This is a genomic window from Brevibacillus parabrevis (genome assembly GCF_003710905.1).
In the GTDB taxonomy this organism is placed as follows: Bacteria; Bacillota; Bacilli; order Brevibacillales; family Brevibacillaceae; genus Brevibacillus; species Brevibacillus parabrevis.
On record NZ_RHHV01000012.1, the window covers coordinates 638,743 to 653,550 of the forward strand.

Genomic DNA, 14,808 nt, shown 5'->3' on the forward strand with positions numbered 1-14,808 from the left:
TCGTCAGCGGGCGTTGCGCATGCGAATCATCGAGAAGTGCAGGCTGCTGTCGAGCAGAGCTTCTTTGAGCGGCGTCAGCGACGGTGTGATTCGCAGCTCAATGCCCGCCTCGCCAAGACAGGCGAGCAAATCGCATATGGCTGTGACTTGCAACGGTTGGACAGGCTCTTTGGAGACGAAGTAGCCCGCCCCTTCGTCGAGGCACGAAAAGGAATCGGCCGCAAACGTGTACTGGTAAAGCGTCGTCTGCGCAAGGATCGGATACCAGCGGCTTTCGATCGCAATGACCATTTTGGCGCTAGTCAGCCCGAGAAAACGTTCCTTGTCTGCCGAAGACGAATCTGGCTTCGCATAAAAAGCAATGCGCGGACAGTCGCGCGGGAAGTAATACATCGGTGCACGAGCCGCGTCAATCGCCCAGACGAGGGGAGGCAGGCTTGGGTGGCTGGGATGCAGCCGCGGCTGAAAATCGGCAATGGCAGAGTCTTCACTGTAATGAAACACCGTATGCATGTAAGCAAATTCCTTTCCGTAGGCAAAATGGAGGAAAGACAACCTAAATGACTGCCCAGGCATTTGGAAGGTATCGGCCCCGGTAGTATGGACACGATGTTTTCGTAATCGCTTCGCCGTTATGGAGCATCATCGAGCTGGAGCCGCCGTCCATCGCCATGGCAGTTACAACCCCATGCTCTTCCAGCAGTTCCGCCAGGTCATTCATGCTCGCCCCGATGGAATGCCCCGGCTGGCGGCCGTCGATGACGACGAATACAATCGTGCCGTCCGCTTTTTGCCCGATCGCGGTCCGTGGCTGAATGCCCCAGCTTTTGGCCGGCTTGTCTTTAAACATGTTTTTCCCGTTTACAATCAGTTGCGGACGGAAGCTCATCGCATCGCGAACGCCCATGTTGACCAATTGTTCGGCCGTGTAGTTGCCTGTAATCAGCTTGCCTTCGTAAGTGATGCCCAAGGCCGTCTCGCCGCTTTTGGGATTATAGCCTTGCAAAATTTTCCCGTCGTGGATGACCACGCCGTACGCCTTGGCTCCTTTTCCGTAGCCGTCAGGATCGGAGAAGCCGCTTGCGTTGACGATGCCGATTGCATTGGTTTTTTTGACAAATTCGTCGAGCAGATCGCCGCGGTCTTTGCGGTTTGTTACGACGAGCTGTACCCGTTTCGGGTCGTGGATGTACATGATTTTCCCTTTGAAATAGTACGTCTCTTTGGTCACGTCGATGTCTTCGATTTCGACCAACTCTTTCGGCTTTTCCGGCAGCGTGACGGTTACAGGCTGTTCTGTGGTAGGCGTTTCTTCCGGCTTGGTCGTGCCGTCAGGCTCTGAATTGATCACTTCCGGATTGCGAATTTGCTGCTTTAATGCATTCAATTTTTCTTCCGGCAAAAATGTATACGGCGCCCAGTAGTCGTGCTGCGTGGTCAGCAAGGTGCCTGCCGCCCACTCGCGCAGCTCTTCTCCGTTTTTCGTCCCAAACAAAAAGATGATACTTAACAAAGCGAGCGTCGTGCAAGTCAAAGCTGACACGAGCATCAGGCGCTTGACCCAGCGCCAAGGTCTTTTGCGAGTTGCGCGTTTGCGTGTGCGGGCACGTGATAAAGTTTGCATGATTTCTCCACATCCATCTGGTGTTAAAATTGACTGTTGCTATATGGTAAGGACGGATAAATGGGTAAAAAGTTTCAGGAAAATAATAAACGATCACCAGGGGAAAAATAGGGACAGGAGGTGAGGGCCGTGCGCGGCTATGATGAAGCATTTCAAAAGGAAGTAGAGGAGTATCAGGACAGTCCGAAAGGGACGCGAAACCAGACGACCAGTCGGGATCGCCAAGACCAGGGCGAGAAGCAGGAGACCCGAATCGATTCGAATAACGGGTAAAATGGCTGGCGGGCGGAGTCCACTTTGGATTTCGCCCTTTTTCCGCTCTGGGCAATCGGGCTTTCGCTGGAACGATTCAAGCGCAGGCCCTCTGTTATACATGGGCAAAGTGTGGTAAGCTTACCCAATGTACTTTTTTACGCCAGGAGGGTTCTTGTGAGCACCACGTTTGCAGATTTACAAATTAACGCGCCGCTCGTAGCGATTTTGCGCGACCAAAAAATGGAGACGCCGACACCCGTGCAGGTGGAAGCGATCCCATTGATATTAGCCGGACGAGACGCCTTGATCGAATCGCCTACGGGAACAGGCAAAACGTTTGCCTACTTACTGCCGCTGCTAACGAAAATCGATATGGATAAAAAAGATGTGCAGGTTCTTGTGCTGGCACCGACGCACGAACTGGTCGTGCAGATCGCCAAAGAAGCCGAAAAGCTTTTGCCGGGAGCCGATCATGCGGTTTTGCCGATCATCGGTGGGGTGGACGTCAAGCGCCAGGTGGAGCGCTTGAAGAAGAAGCCAGTGCTCGTCGTCGCTACGCCTGGTCGTCTGCTGGAGCTGATCGATCAAAGAAAACTGAAGGTGCACGAAGTAAAGACTGTCGTCGTCGATGAAGCCGACAGAATGCTCGATGCAGGCTTTGGCAAGCCGGTCCAGGAGGTCATGAAAAAAACATTGCGGGACACCCAGCGCCTGCTGTTTTCCGCAACGATTTCAGACCAGATCGTCGCGGCAGCCAAAGCGTTCACAAAAGAGGCTGCGCTTGTCCGGGCGCAAGCACCAGAAGGCGCAGCAGGAGTCGCGCATCTGTATCTCGTCTCTGATCCGCGAAAAAAAGTGGACACGCTCAGACGGTTGCTTCGGCTCGTCAATGTTCGCTCCTCGATCGTTTTTGTCAATCAGATCGAAAAAGTGGATGAGATCGTATCCAAACTGAACTACCATCATTTGGAATGCCGCCTGTTGCATCGCGATGCATCCAAGGAAGAGCGGGCGCGTACGCTGCAAAAATTCCGCGACGGCGCGTTCCCGGTATTGATTACGACGGATGTCTCGGCCCGCGGAATCGATATCCCGGAAGTCGAGTGTATCGTTCATTACGATCCGGCCCCAGATGCGGATACGTACATTCACCGCAGCGGACGGACGGGACGGATGGGCCGTGCCGGACTTGTGTTCTCGATTCTCAGTCCGCAGGAGCGGTTTATTATCCAAAAGTTCGCCAAGCAGACGGAACTGGCGATTGCAGAAAAAACGATGGCGTACGGCGCTTTGGAAGATCCAAGACCGGAGCGAAAGCCAGCGGCCAAACCAACAGCCAAGCCAGCCGGAAAAGGAAAACCGCAAGACCGCAAAGCTGGTGGCGGCAAACCACCAGTGAATGCAGGCAAAGAGTCTTCATCGGCAAAGCGCGTACATAAGAAGGGCGGCTTTGGAACAAAGTAGGACAAGAAGCACACGTCTTGTTCTAAGGAGGGTTCCATGCGCAAAGATCGTTTGTATGAAGAGGACTTGCTGGTGAATGGCGCGGTTGGGGGAGAAGTGTTGGGCAAGCAAGAGCGGCAAACGCTTCGCCGCGAAGCGGGCGAACTGAAAGAAAAGATAGAAGCGGCCAAACAGGAGCCAATTTCTGAGTAACCCCACTGTAACAGTAAAAAAGAGCAGGGCTGCCGACCAATGCGGCGCCCTGCTTATTTTGATCGATTACTCGTCTTTTGTAAGCTGACATTGTTGCAGCGGAATGACTTTGGTCTTTTTCACGAACTTGTAGCCAAGCCACAGCAGGATGAACATGGGCAAGCCGATGTAGGAGACGAGAATGCCGTTCCAGTCGATGGTGTCGCCAGTGAATGCGCTGTAGTTTTGCCCGATAATAATGAAGGAGCAAAGGACGAAGGCGAACACAGGTCCGAACGGATACCATTTGGCCCGGTAAGTTAAATCGCTGAGGCTGCGCCCTTGGGCAAGGTACGCTTTGCGGAAGCGGTAATGACAGATGGCGATGCCGACCCAGGCAATAAAGCCGGACATGCCGCTCGCATTAAGCAGCCACATGTACACGACGCCGTCGCCAAACAAAGAAGCGAGAAAAGCGAGCATGCCTACCGCTGTCGTCGCGTACAGAGCGCGTGTCGGAATGCCGCGCGAGTTGATCTTTTTCAAAAACTTCGGTGCCTTGCCTTCCATTGCCAAAATCCACAGCATGCGAGCGGAGGCGTACATGCCCGAGTTTCCGCAAGACAAAACGGATGAGAGAATGACTGCATTCATAACCGATGCCGCAAACGCCAGTCCTGCTCTTTCGTAAACTAAAGTGAAAGGGCTTACAGAAATGTTGTCCACATCACCGCTCATCAGGTTGGGATCTGTATACGGAATCAAAAGGCCAATGACGGCGATGGACAAAATGTAGAACAGAAGGATGCGCCAGAAAACTTGCTTGATGGCCCGCGGCACATTGACTCGCGGATTTTCGCTCTCGCCTGCTGCTACGCCGACCAGTTCCGTACCTTGAAAGGAAAATCCAGCCACCATGAACACGCCGATCATCGCCATGAACCCGCCGTGGAACGGAGCGTCGCCGACAGTGAAGTTTTTAAATCCGACTGCTTCGCCGCCCATAATCCCGACGATCATCATCAGTCCGATCGCGATGAAACAGATGATAGCAATGACTTTGATGAGTGCAAACCAATATTCACCTTCACCGAATGCTTTGACGGAGAGAAAATTCAACACGAACAACAAGGCGAGAAACAGACCGCTCCATAACAGCGATGAGCTTTCCGGCAGCCAGAACTTCATGATCAGGGCAGCAGCCGAAATCTCCACCGCAATCGTCACGGCCCAGTTGTACCAGTAGTTCCAGCCCAGGGCGAAGCCAAGTGCCGGGTCGACAAAGCGGGAAGCGTACGAGCTGAACGAGCCTGATACGGGGAGGAAGGTAGCCATCTCGCCCAAACTCGTCATCAAAAAGTAAATCATGATACAGATCAAACCGTAAGCGGCAAGCGCGCCCCCTGGCCCTGCGGATTGAATGGTCGAGCCGCTCGCCAGAAACAAGCCTGTCCCGATCGAGCCGCCGATGGCAATCATCGACATGTGCCTTGCGCGCAAACCTCTTTTCAACTCATACTGCTCTTTTCCCGTCTGTTTGTTTTCTCTAGTGGGTAGTGGAGTATGATTCAAACTTGATGCCCCCTTTTTTACTGTGAATGAAAATTCCTAATATTCAGGTTACAAATATGATAGTTGATTTGGGACAGATAATCTATTCGACCGGGTGTCATAAAAATGAAACCGATTTTTATCCAACATGTACAAATATTCCCTTTTTGTTCGCGGGGAATTATCCGTCTCTTTCTCGGAAAAAAGCAGGGCTGCCGTTTGTTTCCCGGCGCCCTGCTTTGTGTATGGCTTATGCCTGTTCGTATTCGCTGGCAGGGCACTCGCCGGTTTGCAAGTACGCATCCAGATCTGCGAGCCACTCGCGGACGGTTGAGTAGGGCGTGTCCAACTGGAACAGCTTTCGGATCATCAGACGAATCTCTGGCGATAAGGAAAGCTCTTCCTCCCAGCTTCGTTCCGGCGCATTCTCATCCGCAGAGTAGCCGGAATAGAGCAGAAACAGAAAAAAGTGCCCGAGCGCATACAGGTCGCTCGAAGGCGCTACTTCCCGCTTGAGCTGCTTTTCAGACGGATAGGCGCTGAGTGTCTCTTCCGTGTAAGTCGGCTTGTCACCGACGAACCGCGCCAGCCCAAAGTCAATCAAGTACGGATTTCCTTCCTGCCAGATGACGTTTGGGATGCGGACATCGCGATGGATCAGTCCGCGGTCGTGCAAGTAAGCGACAAGCTCGCCAATTTGCTTCATATAGAGGGCGCATTGCCGCTCCGGCACGACAATGCCGCGTTCGAACAGCATCTCTTCAAGCGTAGGCCCCGTCAAATACGTCATGACGAGAAAGGAATCGTTGCGAAACCGAAAGGCGTCCAGACACCGCGGAAATTGCGGGTGCGACAGCGAGGACAGCACTTTGCGCTCGTACTCCTGCATGGCTTCGCCCTTTGGCGTATGGCGCAAGCTTGGTTTGACCTGCTTGAGCACGACTTTCTCACCTGTTGCGCGATGGATAGCCAGGTAGGCGATGCCGTAGCTGCCCATCCCGAGCACTTGCTTGATCTGATAGGCGCCTGCCACCGTTCCCGCGCGATAGGGCTTGTCCCGGACATTGTTTGTCCACCATTCTTTTACTTCCGTCCACATAACCGTTCCCTCCTGTAGCCATCTTACCATGAATGGAAAAAGCCTGACCTTTTTTCATGCAGGTTTGCTATAATCAGTTCGTTACATGTAGACAGGAGCGACGGGTATGAATTTTATCATTGACTGGTTATCCTTTTATTTGATTGAACAACCTGAGGAAGAAGACGGCATCAAGCAGGTGCGCATGACCCGCTATTTGGGGCATGATGAATATCAGCGCAGCGAGTTGCGCGACTTTTTGGATGGCGAGTTCGCACGTATCGCCAAGCGCAAGGTGGAAATGAATCCGAAGACGGACGGGACGCCGACGAAGCTCGGACAATTTGTCCTGGAGCCGGGGCATCCGCTCGATTCCAATCCGAACTATGCCTTGCTCAACCGTTTGCTTGCAGCCGAGACGCCAAGCGAAAGCAGAGAGCCTTGCCAGGAGCTGATCCAGTCTTATTTGCGGACGTCGCAAGTAAGAGGCGGCGTGCTGATTGTGGTGCGCACGCGTCTGGAGCTGCTCGATGAGCGCTACGTCTTTATTTTGAAATGCGATTTTGAACAAAAAACAGCCGTCATTACGGATGAAAAGAGCCTGATTTCCAACGTGCGGATGGCGATCAATGCGAAAAACATGAAGTCGCTGATGTATCCGTACATGATCGAATCCGGGATGAATGATCCGTACCACGTCAAGATTCATCAGTTTTCCCACGCGCGTTACTTCGAGGAATTTTTGCGCTTTATTGAATATCCGCAAACGGTGACGCAAATCGTCTCCGACGAGGTTATTTCTCTCGCCCGCCAACATATCGAGTACACTTATCCGGAGGAATCCGAGGAGCGCGTGCGCGAAGTAGAGGCAATTGAGCTGATTGCCGCCAGCCCCAAGCGGGAGCTGTCCGAGAAGTGGGAGCACGAGACGGTGATGGAAGCGATGCAGATCATCACCGACCGCCAGCCGGAGGTCGAACTGAAGTTCAAGCTCGATCACATGCAAATTCGCACCTTGCTCGCGGATTACGGCTCTACTTTGCATATTGCCAAAGTCAACGGTCGTTATGTCGTCATTTTGGAAGGGGAGCAGCTTCAGTTTGAGCGTGGGGTGTCTCCTGTTGAATTTGCCAAACCGAAATCACTTGCGGAGATCGTTCAAGAAATCGAATCGCGCAGCAGCTATTCTCCGCCAATGGCAGCAATGCCAGGGGAGCCGGACGATACGCCGCCTTGGGAATAGGAGGAGCGAGCATGACGGACAAAAAACTCACTTTAAAAGGGCAGGAGCAAAACGTATACCCTGTCTTGCGCCATGCTTCCATGGTCAAAAAATACCCGGACCGCTGGGTAGTCAAAGAGCACACGGCAGATACACGCGTGCTGTATGCGCTCGATCAGGGAGAGGGCTACGGCTTGATTACGCCTGACATGCTGGTTGCGGCAGAATGGACGGCTGAACAGCTTTATGCGTACGCGATGGACAACTTGCAACAGCTGCCGTATACCGTGAAAACACAAGAGGTAGCGGGCAACCGGATTCATTTTATCAGCCCGCCAGACGGCTATGCGGCGAGCAGGGTGTTGCTCGATTCGCTGCTCCGCCAGTTTGACCAGGAAAAACAAGGAGATTCGCTTGGCGTTGCCATCCCGCATCAGGACGTACTCATTATCGCGGACATGAATGGCGAGGTCGGGGCGAACTTGCTGGCCCGTCTCACTTACGACTTTGCCTCAAAAGGGCAAGTGCCGATCGCCGTACTGCCGTTTTTCTGGGAAAACGGCGAGCTGACACCGTTTTTGGTCGTGTCGCATGATGCGGATACGAAGGGAACCACATAGGATAGAAACGCAACAAGAGAGAGTTGACCCTGGTGTGGTGCAACTCTCTTTTGCTATTTCGGGAAGGGTACGTCCATCTTTGTTGGCGCGATGGCGTTTTGTGTAACGTAGTCGACTACATGATCGTAAAGCTCTCTGCCAAGGGATGAAATCGAGCGCTCCAGGGAAAACCCGCCAATGAGACTGGTCCACCATACCTCGAAGCTACGGAATATTTCGTGGTACGCCTCTTCACTCGTTGCGCTTTTCGTAAACAACGCTTCATAAAACGAGCGATTTTGTTGGAACAATCAGGGAAAGGAGCGTATCCATGAAAAACTTCATGATCGGGCAATACGGGCATTTCGATCGGAAAAAGTACGAGCGAGACTTCCGCAAAGGATTTTATGGAATCGAAGCATGCCTGCTGCCTGCGGAAGAAGATCTTCGCTGCTTGCAGCGCGAAGCAGTGGCCAACGGTTTTCAGATTGGCGTTCATTTTCCGTTGCGGGCTGGTCAAGCGAAGCTGAGGGACGCGCTGTTTATGCACCCAGACGAAAAGGTTCGCGCAGAAGCATTTGCCCGGATTGTCGACGAGCTGGACTACATGCGCGAAATCAAGCCCGCCTACGTCCTGTTCCACTACCCGAAGCCTGTCATTTTGGACGACCGTGTGGACTGGCAAAATTGGCGGTTCGCCGATCCGAGCGACTATGTTTTCGAATCGCAGTATCCGCTCGCCGCGTTTGAGGAAAAAAGCGAGCAATTGTTTGCCTGGCTTAAGGAAATGGGCGAGAAATATGCGTTTGTGCCTGTGCTGGAGTTTGACGCGCTCAATCGTTACGTATACGAAACCGATGTGTTGGAAGTTTTGCTGAACAAGTACCCGAAAATCAAGCTGTGCCTCGATACGGGCCGATTGTTCGTCCAACAAAAAATCGACCCGTACTTCGACGCGAAGCGGGTCATTCAGAGCTATGCGAAATATGCCTGGAGTCTGCATCTTTGGACGATGAAAGCGACGGATACTTTTGCCTACAATCATTTTCCCGCCTTGCCGGAGTGCACAGCCGAGCAGGGCTGGGCGCCGATCGCAGACTATTTGCGCATCGTGCGGGACGAAAATCCGGATGTCAAAATTATGTTTGAACACCGCTCAGACTTGATTGACGACGAGCAGTTGAACATCTGCTACGCGTGGGTGAATCAACTGCTGCCCGGCTCCTGATCGTCCAGCAGCAACTCGATGAATCTTCCTGCTTCGTGAATCAGCCAATACGGCAAACGTGGACCGTGTATGTACAGGTTTGTTGCGGCATCGAGCATCGTGCGGACGCGCTGCTCATCGCCAATCATGCGGGCGCAAACGCCCATGACCATCCACGGGTACATATCGCCAGTGTCAAACGTGTCGAAGCGGGGGAATGCTTTCGTCATCCGCTGATACAGCATGGCGCCGATGTCCGGCTCACATAAGCCGTACACGATGGGAAACGCCTGCGAGGTCACGTCCGGGTACCATTTTCTCCAGCCGGGATGCGAACGGTCGTACATGGCGAACGAGCGGCGAAGACGGCTGTACATGTTGGCAATTCCCGTCTTGCAGGCAACGGCGCGCACAGACGCTTCCCGGGCGAGTGCTTCCTTGCCGAGCAACGCAAACAAATAGCTGGCGTCATCCAGCCCTTTGGCAACCTCGCAGTTGTCCATCAAATATTTGACGCGAAAAGAATGTTTGGCCCAGGTCAGCCCATCCTTTTGCTGCAACCGGGCGATGCCCCGGAACAAGTAAGCAAGCTGCTCCTGATTGGCGTACAGCCAGGAAGTGTCGCCACAACTTTCCACCCATTCGCTGACGAGACTGAAGTAAGTCGCATGGTAGCTGTCTTCGCTGTCGGCGGCTCCCGTGTCGATCTCTTGCCCGGAATCGAGACGAAAGTCGTTGATGTAGCCATTTTGGCTCAGATGCTGCAAATACCAGTCCAAATAGCGGCGCACCGCTTCCCGTTCCTGTAGCCGGACCAGCGAAATAAGGGCGAGGTTGGTAAAATACGGATTGATCTGATCCCGGTCAGGACCAAGGCGAAAAGCTCCGCTCGGAAGCTGGCAGGACAGGAGGTAATCTCGCTGGTGGGCAAGCAGAGCGTTGCGGGGCTCATCGAGCATGGCGGCATGCCCTCCCTTTTCTACGTGATTGCTGTCACCAATTTTACGCCGTATTCGGTCCAGTGCAAAGCCCGTATGTACGCGTCCGTGTCGATCAGAGGCAGTTCGGCTTGCTTTTCCACTTCCAATCGCCATTTCTCATCGCGAAACCAGTCGACGCCATCGGCAGGAGCGTGCTCGACATCTGCCCAGGCGGTTTGCAGCGCAGGGCTGTACAGCTTCGGTTTGCCAGAAATCAGGTTGTCGCCTTCCAGCCGCAGCTCATATCCGGTTTTTGTCTTTGCTTGCGGCAGGTGACGCGGGGTAAACAAGTGCGGCCAGTAGTCCGCGCGCGAGCCCGTATGGGGAATGCGTGTGCAAAACGTCACAATCTTGTCCAGCCGGTACGGATCGTCGAACAAGAGGCGGTAGAGCGTTTTTCCAATCGCGATCCGCTGGGTGAGTTCGGAAAAATGCTGCACGTTCAGGCCGACGATGTTCAACCTTTTGTCGGTCGGATGTGCTTTGTAAGGAAAGAGAATTTGATTGAGCGAAAACAGCGATTGCGTGAAAAATACATACGTCGAAAAAACGCGGTTCGTCGCAAGCGGCTTATGTACGACGCGCTGTTCGATATATTGCTGCTCGTTGACGATCAATGCGCGAGTGAGACGCGAGCTTTCCCGTGAAGCGAGAAACTCTTGCCAATACGAATGCATGAACAGAGATACGCCAAGAGGTTTCAACAGGGCGCTCAAGTCTTCCTGCCGCTGTTTCATCTGGGCATACAAGAGGAGTTGCGGGTAAGCATCGTGAAAAATGAGCCAGTTGCTTCTCTCCAACAACCAGAAAAAAGGCTTGATTTCTTGCGCATCCATGATCGCAGGAAGCCATTCGCCTTTTAGATCCGTCATATTCCAACCGCCATTTCGCGAGACGAGGTGGGCAAGCAAGGCCCAGTGAATCTCGGGATGCTCGCGGTAAAAATCAAGGTACGCTTGTGTCCGCGTGACATTGTTGCGATTGGCTCTCGCTGTTTGCCATCTGATTTGCGCGACCAGTTCTTGTTTGTCCAAGGAAGAAATCGTGGTAGTCGTCATGAATGGGATAGCTCCTTGCCGTTTGTCCGAATACAGGGGGAGGGGGCCTCTCTGCGGTTAAAAAAAGCAGGTCATCAAAAAACGACCCGCTTTTGATTCAGCCAATCATTTCGAGAACAAGAAGCCGCACCATCAGTTTTTCCTTGGCTTCTTCCCACGACTTGGCGAAGATGACTACATGCTCCGACTGGAACTGGGCTTCCGCGACAAACATGCCGTCCTGTTCGTAAATGTTCATAGAAGATCGTCCTTTCCGCTGCCTTTCAAGCATTGTATGCTATCATGAGAGAGTTGATGCATACAAAAGTGCTGGAAAAACAATGCAGGAGCGTGAACACGGTGAGAATCAAGCTGACGAAAGAAGCGGTAGACCAATTGCAAAAAGCGACGCGGCCTGTTCGCATTAGCGGTGAACTGGTAGGCGGCTGCGGAATGACCGTGGAATATTCGCTTTGGCTGGATGAAGCAACTCCAAATGACCAGGTGATGCAGGTCGAAGCGATGACTTTGCTGATTGATGCGGAGACGATCGGCTACATCGACTCGGATTCCTTGACGATCGATTATCGGGCACAGCAAGGGTTTCGGCTCGTGACCCCGCAGCAAATTTTGGCGTACGGCCTTACGTTGAAAGAGCGCTGGGGTTGACCCGTTCGCTTTCCGTTTTACTTGGGCAAAAATTGCAGGAGAAAAGCGAGCATTCCGGCGGCGATCAGCGGGCCGACGGCGACTCCGCGGAAAAAGGTGACGCCGATGATCGTTCCCAGCAACAAGCCCGTGACAATGAGCGGATTGCCGGACATCAGATCGGTTCCTTTTCCCGCCAGGTAGGCGACAAACACCCCCATGATGATCGCCAGAATCGTATGCCAATGGGTGAACAGGGCAAGCACGGAAGCCGGATTGACTTTTCCGCTTGCGAGCGGCGCGAGAATGCCGATGGTCAAGATGATAATGCCTACTTGCAAGCCATGCTGCTCAAGCAGCGGGAAATAGCGTTCGAGCGAAAACAGCCGCATCAAAAGCAGGATGGCTACGGCGATCGAGACGGTCGCGTTATTGCCGACGATGCCGAGCGCAAGCAAGAGGAGCAGAGTGAGGTTAATGACATCCATGCTGGTTGTGCCCGCTTTCGTTTTTGCCAGTAGTATATCCAGATGGGGCACGGCTTGTGTTGCCGCATACGAAAAAAGAGATCAGGCATGGCAGCAGCATGCACGGATCTCTTTTTGCTTAGTCGAACCAAAGTTCCAGCATCCCTACCGGAAAGCCTGTCTGCTCATCCGAATCAGGGAAGCGTCCCCAGGCGAATACACCGTTGAAATAATCAATCGTAAATGGCTGGTCGTATTCGGCAACGCTGTATTTTCCGCCAATGCGAAATTCTTTCGTCCCCAAATAATACGACTTGGCCATGAAATACTTTTGCGTAATGATGGCAAGCTGGGACTCGTCACCCAGTTTCTTTTTCTCCTTGGCTTCCACGTGCAGGCGTTCCATCTCTTCCTGCAGCTCAGCGAGTGTCATTTGACTGTACAAGCGCAACGGACTGCCTCCTTTCCCTACAGGTATATTGTAACAAAAGACAGGGGAAAAGGCGATGGATGGAGAAGTACGAGAGAACGAATGGAGGGAACATCATGACGAGATTTGATTTGACAGGCAAAAAAGCGATCGTAACAGGCGCTGGACGAGGCATCGGAAAAGCATTGGCGATCGGCTTGGCCGAGGCGGGCGCGGCGGTAGCCGTTGTCGCGCGCACAGAAGCGGACTTGCAGGAAGTGGTCCAGGAGATTCAGGCAAGCGGGGGAGCGGCTACGCCGATTACAGCCGATTTGACCGAGGCAGGTGCAGCAGAAAAAGTAGTGGCCGAGACGCTGGAGACACTGGGCGGCCTGCATATTTTGGTCAATAACGCCGGGATGAACATTCGCAAAAAAGCGCATGAGGTCAACGAGGAAGAATGGGATCGGGTTGTCGATCTGAATTTGAAGGGAGCGTTTTTTCTCAGTCAGGCGGCCGGAAAAGTCATGTGTGAACAGCGCTACGGGCGGATTGTGAATATCGCATCCGTGGCTGGACTTGTTGCGCTGCGCACGGGAGTCGCTTATGGGGCGAGCAAAGCGGGTGTCATCCAGATGACGAGAGTGCTTGCGTTGGAATGGAGCAAATTCGGCGTGAATGTCAACGCGATCGCACCTTGGTATTTCCGCACGCCGCTGACGGAAGCGTTGCTCGACGATGAAGCTTTTTTGCAAGAAGTGCTGCAGCGGACGCCGAGCGGAAGAATTGGCGATGTCGAAGATTTGGTTGGTCCTGCGATTTTTCTCGCTTCGGATGCGGCCAGTTACATATCGGGGCAAACGATTGCGGTCGATGGCGGAATGTCGGTCTACGGCTTCTAGCGCGAAAAGGAGAGAACCAGCATGAATAAGGCAAATAGCAAAAAAAGGGGCATTCCCGGCGTGGGAATGCCTAATTATTGGGGGCGATTGAGAAAATGAACGATTGGCGCACATGACCGGATTGCTCTCACCCAACACAGTCAATAGCCAGCTACTGTTAGCGTAGGCATATTTAGATGGAAAAATCGATCTACCCATGCTTACGTTAAAGAAGTCATTCTAGGAAGAACATCGAACTTTTTCTCAATGCGTTGAAAAAGTGCTTACAATGAAAAGATAACAGACAAAAGTAAAGTCGCAATAAAATAAAAATAAATCATTATTAAATTTTTCGGCGTTATCGGGCGAAGCGGTGATTTCCGATCACGACCGTTTGGGGCCTGGACCAAATCCATTTGGATGTTGCGGTATCAGGATTGAAAAAATAAAGGGAACCGTTTGTCGGATCCTTTCCATTCACTGCATCCGCGACAGCCTTTCTGACGCTCTCGTTCGTTCTCGACGAGAGTCTGCCGTTTTGGACAGGCGAGAATGCGTTGGGAGCAAAAATAACCTCCCGCACCGTATTTGGAAATTGTGATGAAGCTACCCGATTCAATACGACAGCAGCAATCGCTACTTGTCCTTCATACGGTTCACCCCGGCCTTCCGCATATACCAACCGGGCAAGCAGTTCCATATCCCTATCTGAAATTTTTACGTTTCCATGGCGAATCACTTTGCGGCGATCATCTCGACTGACTTGGATATGATCGCGTTTTGCTTGCGTTTGAGGGATAGACATTTTTGTTTGCTTCTTGGCTGTCGGCACAGGTGCTGTTGCTGTTTGGACTACATCTGCCAGAGCGGACGCGGACGGCGTTCCCTTTGAATGAGGTGCCATTGCGCTCGTCGGCGTGACGAACAGGCAGAGAAGAAGCAAGGCAAAACTGTTGAGAAAGAAGAAAAAGCGCGTTCGCGCTTCTCGTGTCTTCATGGTAAGAACCACTCCTTTTCGCTTTTTGCTTTTGTGTGCGGAAGCGAATCGGGTCTTTTGCAAGTCTAGCGACAATGTATGCGAAGTGCAAGAGGAAATTGGTTCCATAGGACTATTTACTGTCTGGAAGAGATGGATGAATACAGGGGAGAAGAAGACGAGGGGAGCGGAAAAAATCTTGTTTTTGCAAGGAAAAACACCACTGCGCATAGACAGTG

Annotated in this window: 18 protein-coding genes; 8 read left to right on the top strand and 10 right to left on the bottom strand. The window is 52.6% G+C overall.

Going from position 1 to position 14,808, the window contains the following annotated elements:
* Positions 1-3 precede the first annotated feature (3 nt).
* Both EDM60_RS19125 and EDM60_RS19130 read right to left on the bottom strand, forming a co-directional pair.
* Positions 4-513 (bottom strand): DUF6886 family protein, encoded by a 510-nt coding sequence (locus tag EDM60_RS19125; protein WP_122965374.1) that lies wholly within the window; start codon positions 511-513, stop codon positions 4-6.
* Between the two features lie 43 nt (positions 514-556).
* A complete protein-coding gene (locus tag EDM60_RS19130; protein ID WP_122965375.1) occupies positions 557-1,624 on the bottom strand; it encodes a phosphodiester glycosidase family protein in 1,068 nt (355 codons plus the stop codon).
* A gap of 129 nt (positions 1,625-1,753) precedes the next feature.
* Between EDM60_RS19130 and EDM60_RS28755 the strand changes: the two genes are divergently transcribed.
* The 3 genes from EDM60_RS28755 to EDM60_RS28760 all read left to right on the top strand — a co-directional run bounded on the left by EDM60_RS28755 (position 1,754) and on the right by EDM60_RS28760 (position 3,535).
* Positions 1,754-1,897 (top strand): hypothetical protein, encoded by a 144-nt coding sequence (locus EDM60_RS28755; RefSeq protein WP_167470337.1) that lies wholly within the window; start codon positions 1,754-1,756, stop codon positions 1,895-1,897.
* A 156-nt stretch (positions 1,898-2,053) separates the two neighbouring features.
* Complete coding sequence (locus EDM60_RS19135) at positions 2,054-3,343, top strand: DEAD/DEAH box helicase (protein ID WP_122965376.1); 1,290 nt, start codon at positions 2,054-2,056, stop codon at positions 3,341-3,343.
* A 36-nt stretch (positions 3,344-3,379) separates the two neighbouring features.
* A complete protein-coding gene (locus tag EDM60_RS28760) occupies positions 3,380-3,535 on the top strand; it encodes a hypothetical protein (RefSeq protein ID WP_167470338.1) in 156 nt (51 codons plus the stop codon).
* 66 nt (positions 3,536-3,601) lie between these two features.
* On the opposite strand, the gene EDM60_RS19140 is transcribed toward EDM60_RS28760, so the two are convergent.
* Positions 3,602-5,086 (bottom strand): amino acid permease, encoded by a 1,485-nt coding sequence (locus EDM60_RS19140; protein ID WP_122965377.1) that lies wholly within the window; start codon positions 5,084-5,086, stop codon positions 3,602-3,604.
* A gap of 229 nt (positions 5,087-5,315) precedes the next feature.
* Positions 5,316-6,164: a serine/threonine protein kinase gene (locus EDM60_RS19145; RefSeq protein WP_122965378.1), complete on the bottom strand. Its 849-nt coding sequence runs from the start codon at positions 6,162-6,164 to the stop codon at positions 5,316-5,318.
* Positions 6,165-6,270: 106 nt separating this feature from the next.
* Between EDM60_RS19145 and EDM60_RS19150 the strand changes: the two genes are divergently transcribed.
* The 3 genes from EDM60_RS19150 to EDM60_RS19160 all read left to right on the top strand — a co-directional run bounded on the left by EDM60_RS19150 (position 6,271) and on the right by EDM60_RS19160 (position 9,192).
* Positions 6,271-7,386: a DUF3900 domain-containing protein gene (locus EDM60_RS19150; protein ID WP_063228500.1), complete on the top strand. Its 1,116-nt coding sequence runs from the start codon at positions 6,271-6,273 to the stop codon at positions 7,384-7,386.
* A gap of 11 nt (positions 7,387-7,397) precedes the next feature.
* Positions 7,398-7,985: a DUF1444 family protein gene (locus EDM60_RS19155; RefSeq protein ID WP_122965379.1), complete on the top strand. Its 588-nt coding sequence runs from the start codon at positions 7,398-7,400 to the stop codon at positions 7,983-7,985.
* Between the two features lie 310 nt (positions 7,986-8,295).
* Positions 8,296-9,192, top strand: a complete 897-nt coding sequence (locus EDM60_RS19160; RefSeq protein WP_122965380.1) for a sugar phosphate isomerase/epimerase — start codon at positions 8,296-8,298, stop codon at positions 9,190-9,192.
* On the opposite strand, the gene EDM60_RS19165 is transcribed toward EDM60_RS19160, so the two are convergent.
* The 3 genes from EDM60_RS19165 to EDM60_RS28765 form a co-directional block, all read right to left on the bottom strand.
* On the bottom strand, positions 9,171-10,130 hold the full coding sequence (locus EDM60_RS19165; protein ID WP_122965381.1) for a prenyltransferase/squalene oxidase repeat-containing protein: 960 nt from the start codon (positions 10,128-10,130) through the stop codon (positions 9,171-9,173). The genes EDM60_RS19160 and EDM60_RS19165 overlap by 22 nt on opposite strands.
* 20 nt (positions 10,131-10,150) lie before the next feature.
* A complete protein-coding gene (locus EDM60_RS19170) occupies positions 10,151-11,209 on the bottom strand; it encodes a DUF2515 family protein (RefSeq protein WP_122965382.1) in 1,059 nt (352 codons plus the stop codon).
* 97 nt (positions 11,210-11,306) lie between these two features.
* A complete protein-coding gene (locus EDM60_RS28765) occupies positions 11,307-11,447 on the bottom strand; it encodes a hypothetical protein (protein ID WP_167470339.1) in 141 nt (46 codons plus the stop codon).
* 101 nt (positions 11,448-11,548) lie between these two features.
* Between EDM60_RS28765 and EDM60_RS19175 the strand changes: the two genes are divergently transcribed.
* Entirely contained in the window at positions 11,549-11,857 is a 309-nt protein-coding gene (locus EDM60_RS19175; RefSeq protein ID WP_063228506.1) for an iron-sulfur cluster biosynthesis family protein, read from the top strand.
* Positions 11,858-11,874: 17 nt separating this feature from the next.
* On the opposite strand, the gene EDM60_RS19180 is transcribed toward EDM60_RS19175, so the two are convergent.
* Both EDM60_RS19180 and EDM60_RS19185 read right to left on the bottom strand, forming a co-directional pair.
* A complete protein-coding gene (locus EDM60_RS19180; protein WP_122965383.1) occupies positions 11,875-12,324 on the bottom strand; it encodes a DUF441 domain-containing protein in 450 nt (149 codons plus the stop codon).
* Positions 12,325-12,442: 118 nt separating this feature from the next.
* Positions 12,443-12,754 (bottom strand): YfhH family protein, encoded by a 312-nt coding sequence (locus EDM60_RS19185; RefSeq protein ID WP_063228508.1) that lies wholly within the window; start codon positions 12,752-12,754, stop codon positions 12,443-12,445.
* A 95-nt stretch (positions 12,755-12,849) separates the two neighbouring features.
* On the opposite strand from EDM60_RS19185, the gene EDM60_RS19190 reads away from it, so the two are divergent.
* Positions 12,850-13,614: an SDR family NAD(P)-dependent oxidoreductase gene (locus tag EDM60_RS19190; protein ID WP_122965384.1), complete on the top strand. Its 765-nt coding sequence runs from the start codon at positions 12,850-12,852 to the stop codon at positions 13,612-13,614.
* 337 nt (positions 13,615-13,951) lie between these two features.
* Here the strand turns inward: EDM60_RS19190 and EDM60_RS19195 are convergent, their stop codons facing one another.
* The gene (locus EDM60_RS19195; RefSeq protein WP_122965385.1) at positions 13,952-14,590 is read right to left on the bottom strand and encodes a cell wall hydrolase; all 639 of its coding nucleotides are present in this window, start codon (positions 14,588-14,590) and stop codon (positions 13,952-13,954) included.
* Between the last annotated feature and the right edge of the window lie 218 nt (positions 14,591-14,808).

Excerpts from the sequence above, each read along its gene's own strand:
- EDM60_RS19125 (WP_122965374.1), bottom strand. The coding sequence starts at position 513 with ATGCATACGGTGTTTCATTACAGTGAAGACTCTGCCATTGCCGATTTT.
- EDM60_RS19130 (WP_122965375.1), bottom strand. The coding sequence starts at position 1,624 with ATGCAAACTTTATCACGTGCCCGCACACGCAAACGCGCAACTCGCAAA.
- EDM60_RS28760 (WP_167470338.1), top strand. The coding sequence starts at position 3,380 with ATGCGCAAAGATCGTTTGTATGAAGAGGACTTGCTGGTGAATGGCGCG.
- EDM60_RS19145 (WP_122965378.1), bottom strand. The coding sequence starts at position 6,164 with ATGTGGACGGAAGTAAAAGAATGGTGGACAAACAATGTCCGGGACAAG.
- EDM60_RS19150 (WP_063228500.1), top strand. The coding sequence starts at position 6,271 with ATGAATTTTATCATTGACTGGTTATCCTTTTATTTGATTGAACAACCT.
- EDM60_RS19155 (WP_122965379.1), top strand. The coding sequence starts at position 7,398 with ATGACGGACAAAAAACTCACTTTAAAAGGGCAGGAGCAAAACGTATAC.
- EDM60_RS19160 (WP_122965380.1), top strand. The coding sequence starts at position 8,296 with ATGAAAAACTTCATGATCGGGCAATACGGGCATTTCGATCGGAAAAAG.
- EDM60_RS19165 (WP_122965381.1), bottom strand. The coding sequence starts at position 10,130 with ATGCTCGATGAGCCCCGCAACGCTCTGCTTGCCCACCAGCGAGATTAC.
- EDM60_RS19170 (WP_122965382.1), bottom strand. The coding sequence starts at position 11,209 with ATGACGACTACCACGATTTCTTCCTTGGACAAACAAGAACTGGTCGCG.
- EDM60_RS28765 (WP_167470339.1), bottom strand. The coding sequence starts at position 11,447 with ATGAACATTTACGAACAGGACGGCATGTTTGTCGCGGAAGCCCAGTTC.
- EDM60_RS19180 (WP_122965383.1), bottom strand. The coding sequence starts at position 12,324 with ATGGATGTCATTAACCTCACTCTGCTCCTCTTGCTTGCGCTCGGCATC.
- EDM60_RS19190 (WP_122965384.1), top strand. The coding sequence starts at position 12,850 with ATGACGAGATTTGATTTGACAGGCAAAAAAGCGATCGTAACAGGCGCT.
- EDM60_RS19195 (WP_122965385.1), bottom strand. The coding sequence starts at position 14,590 with ATGAAGACACGAGAAGCGCGAACGCGCTTTTTCTTCTTTCTCAACAGT.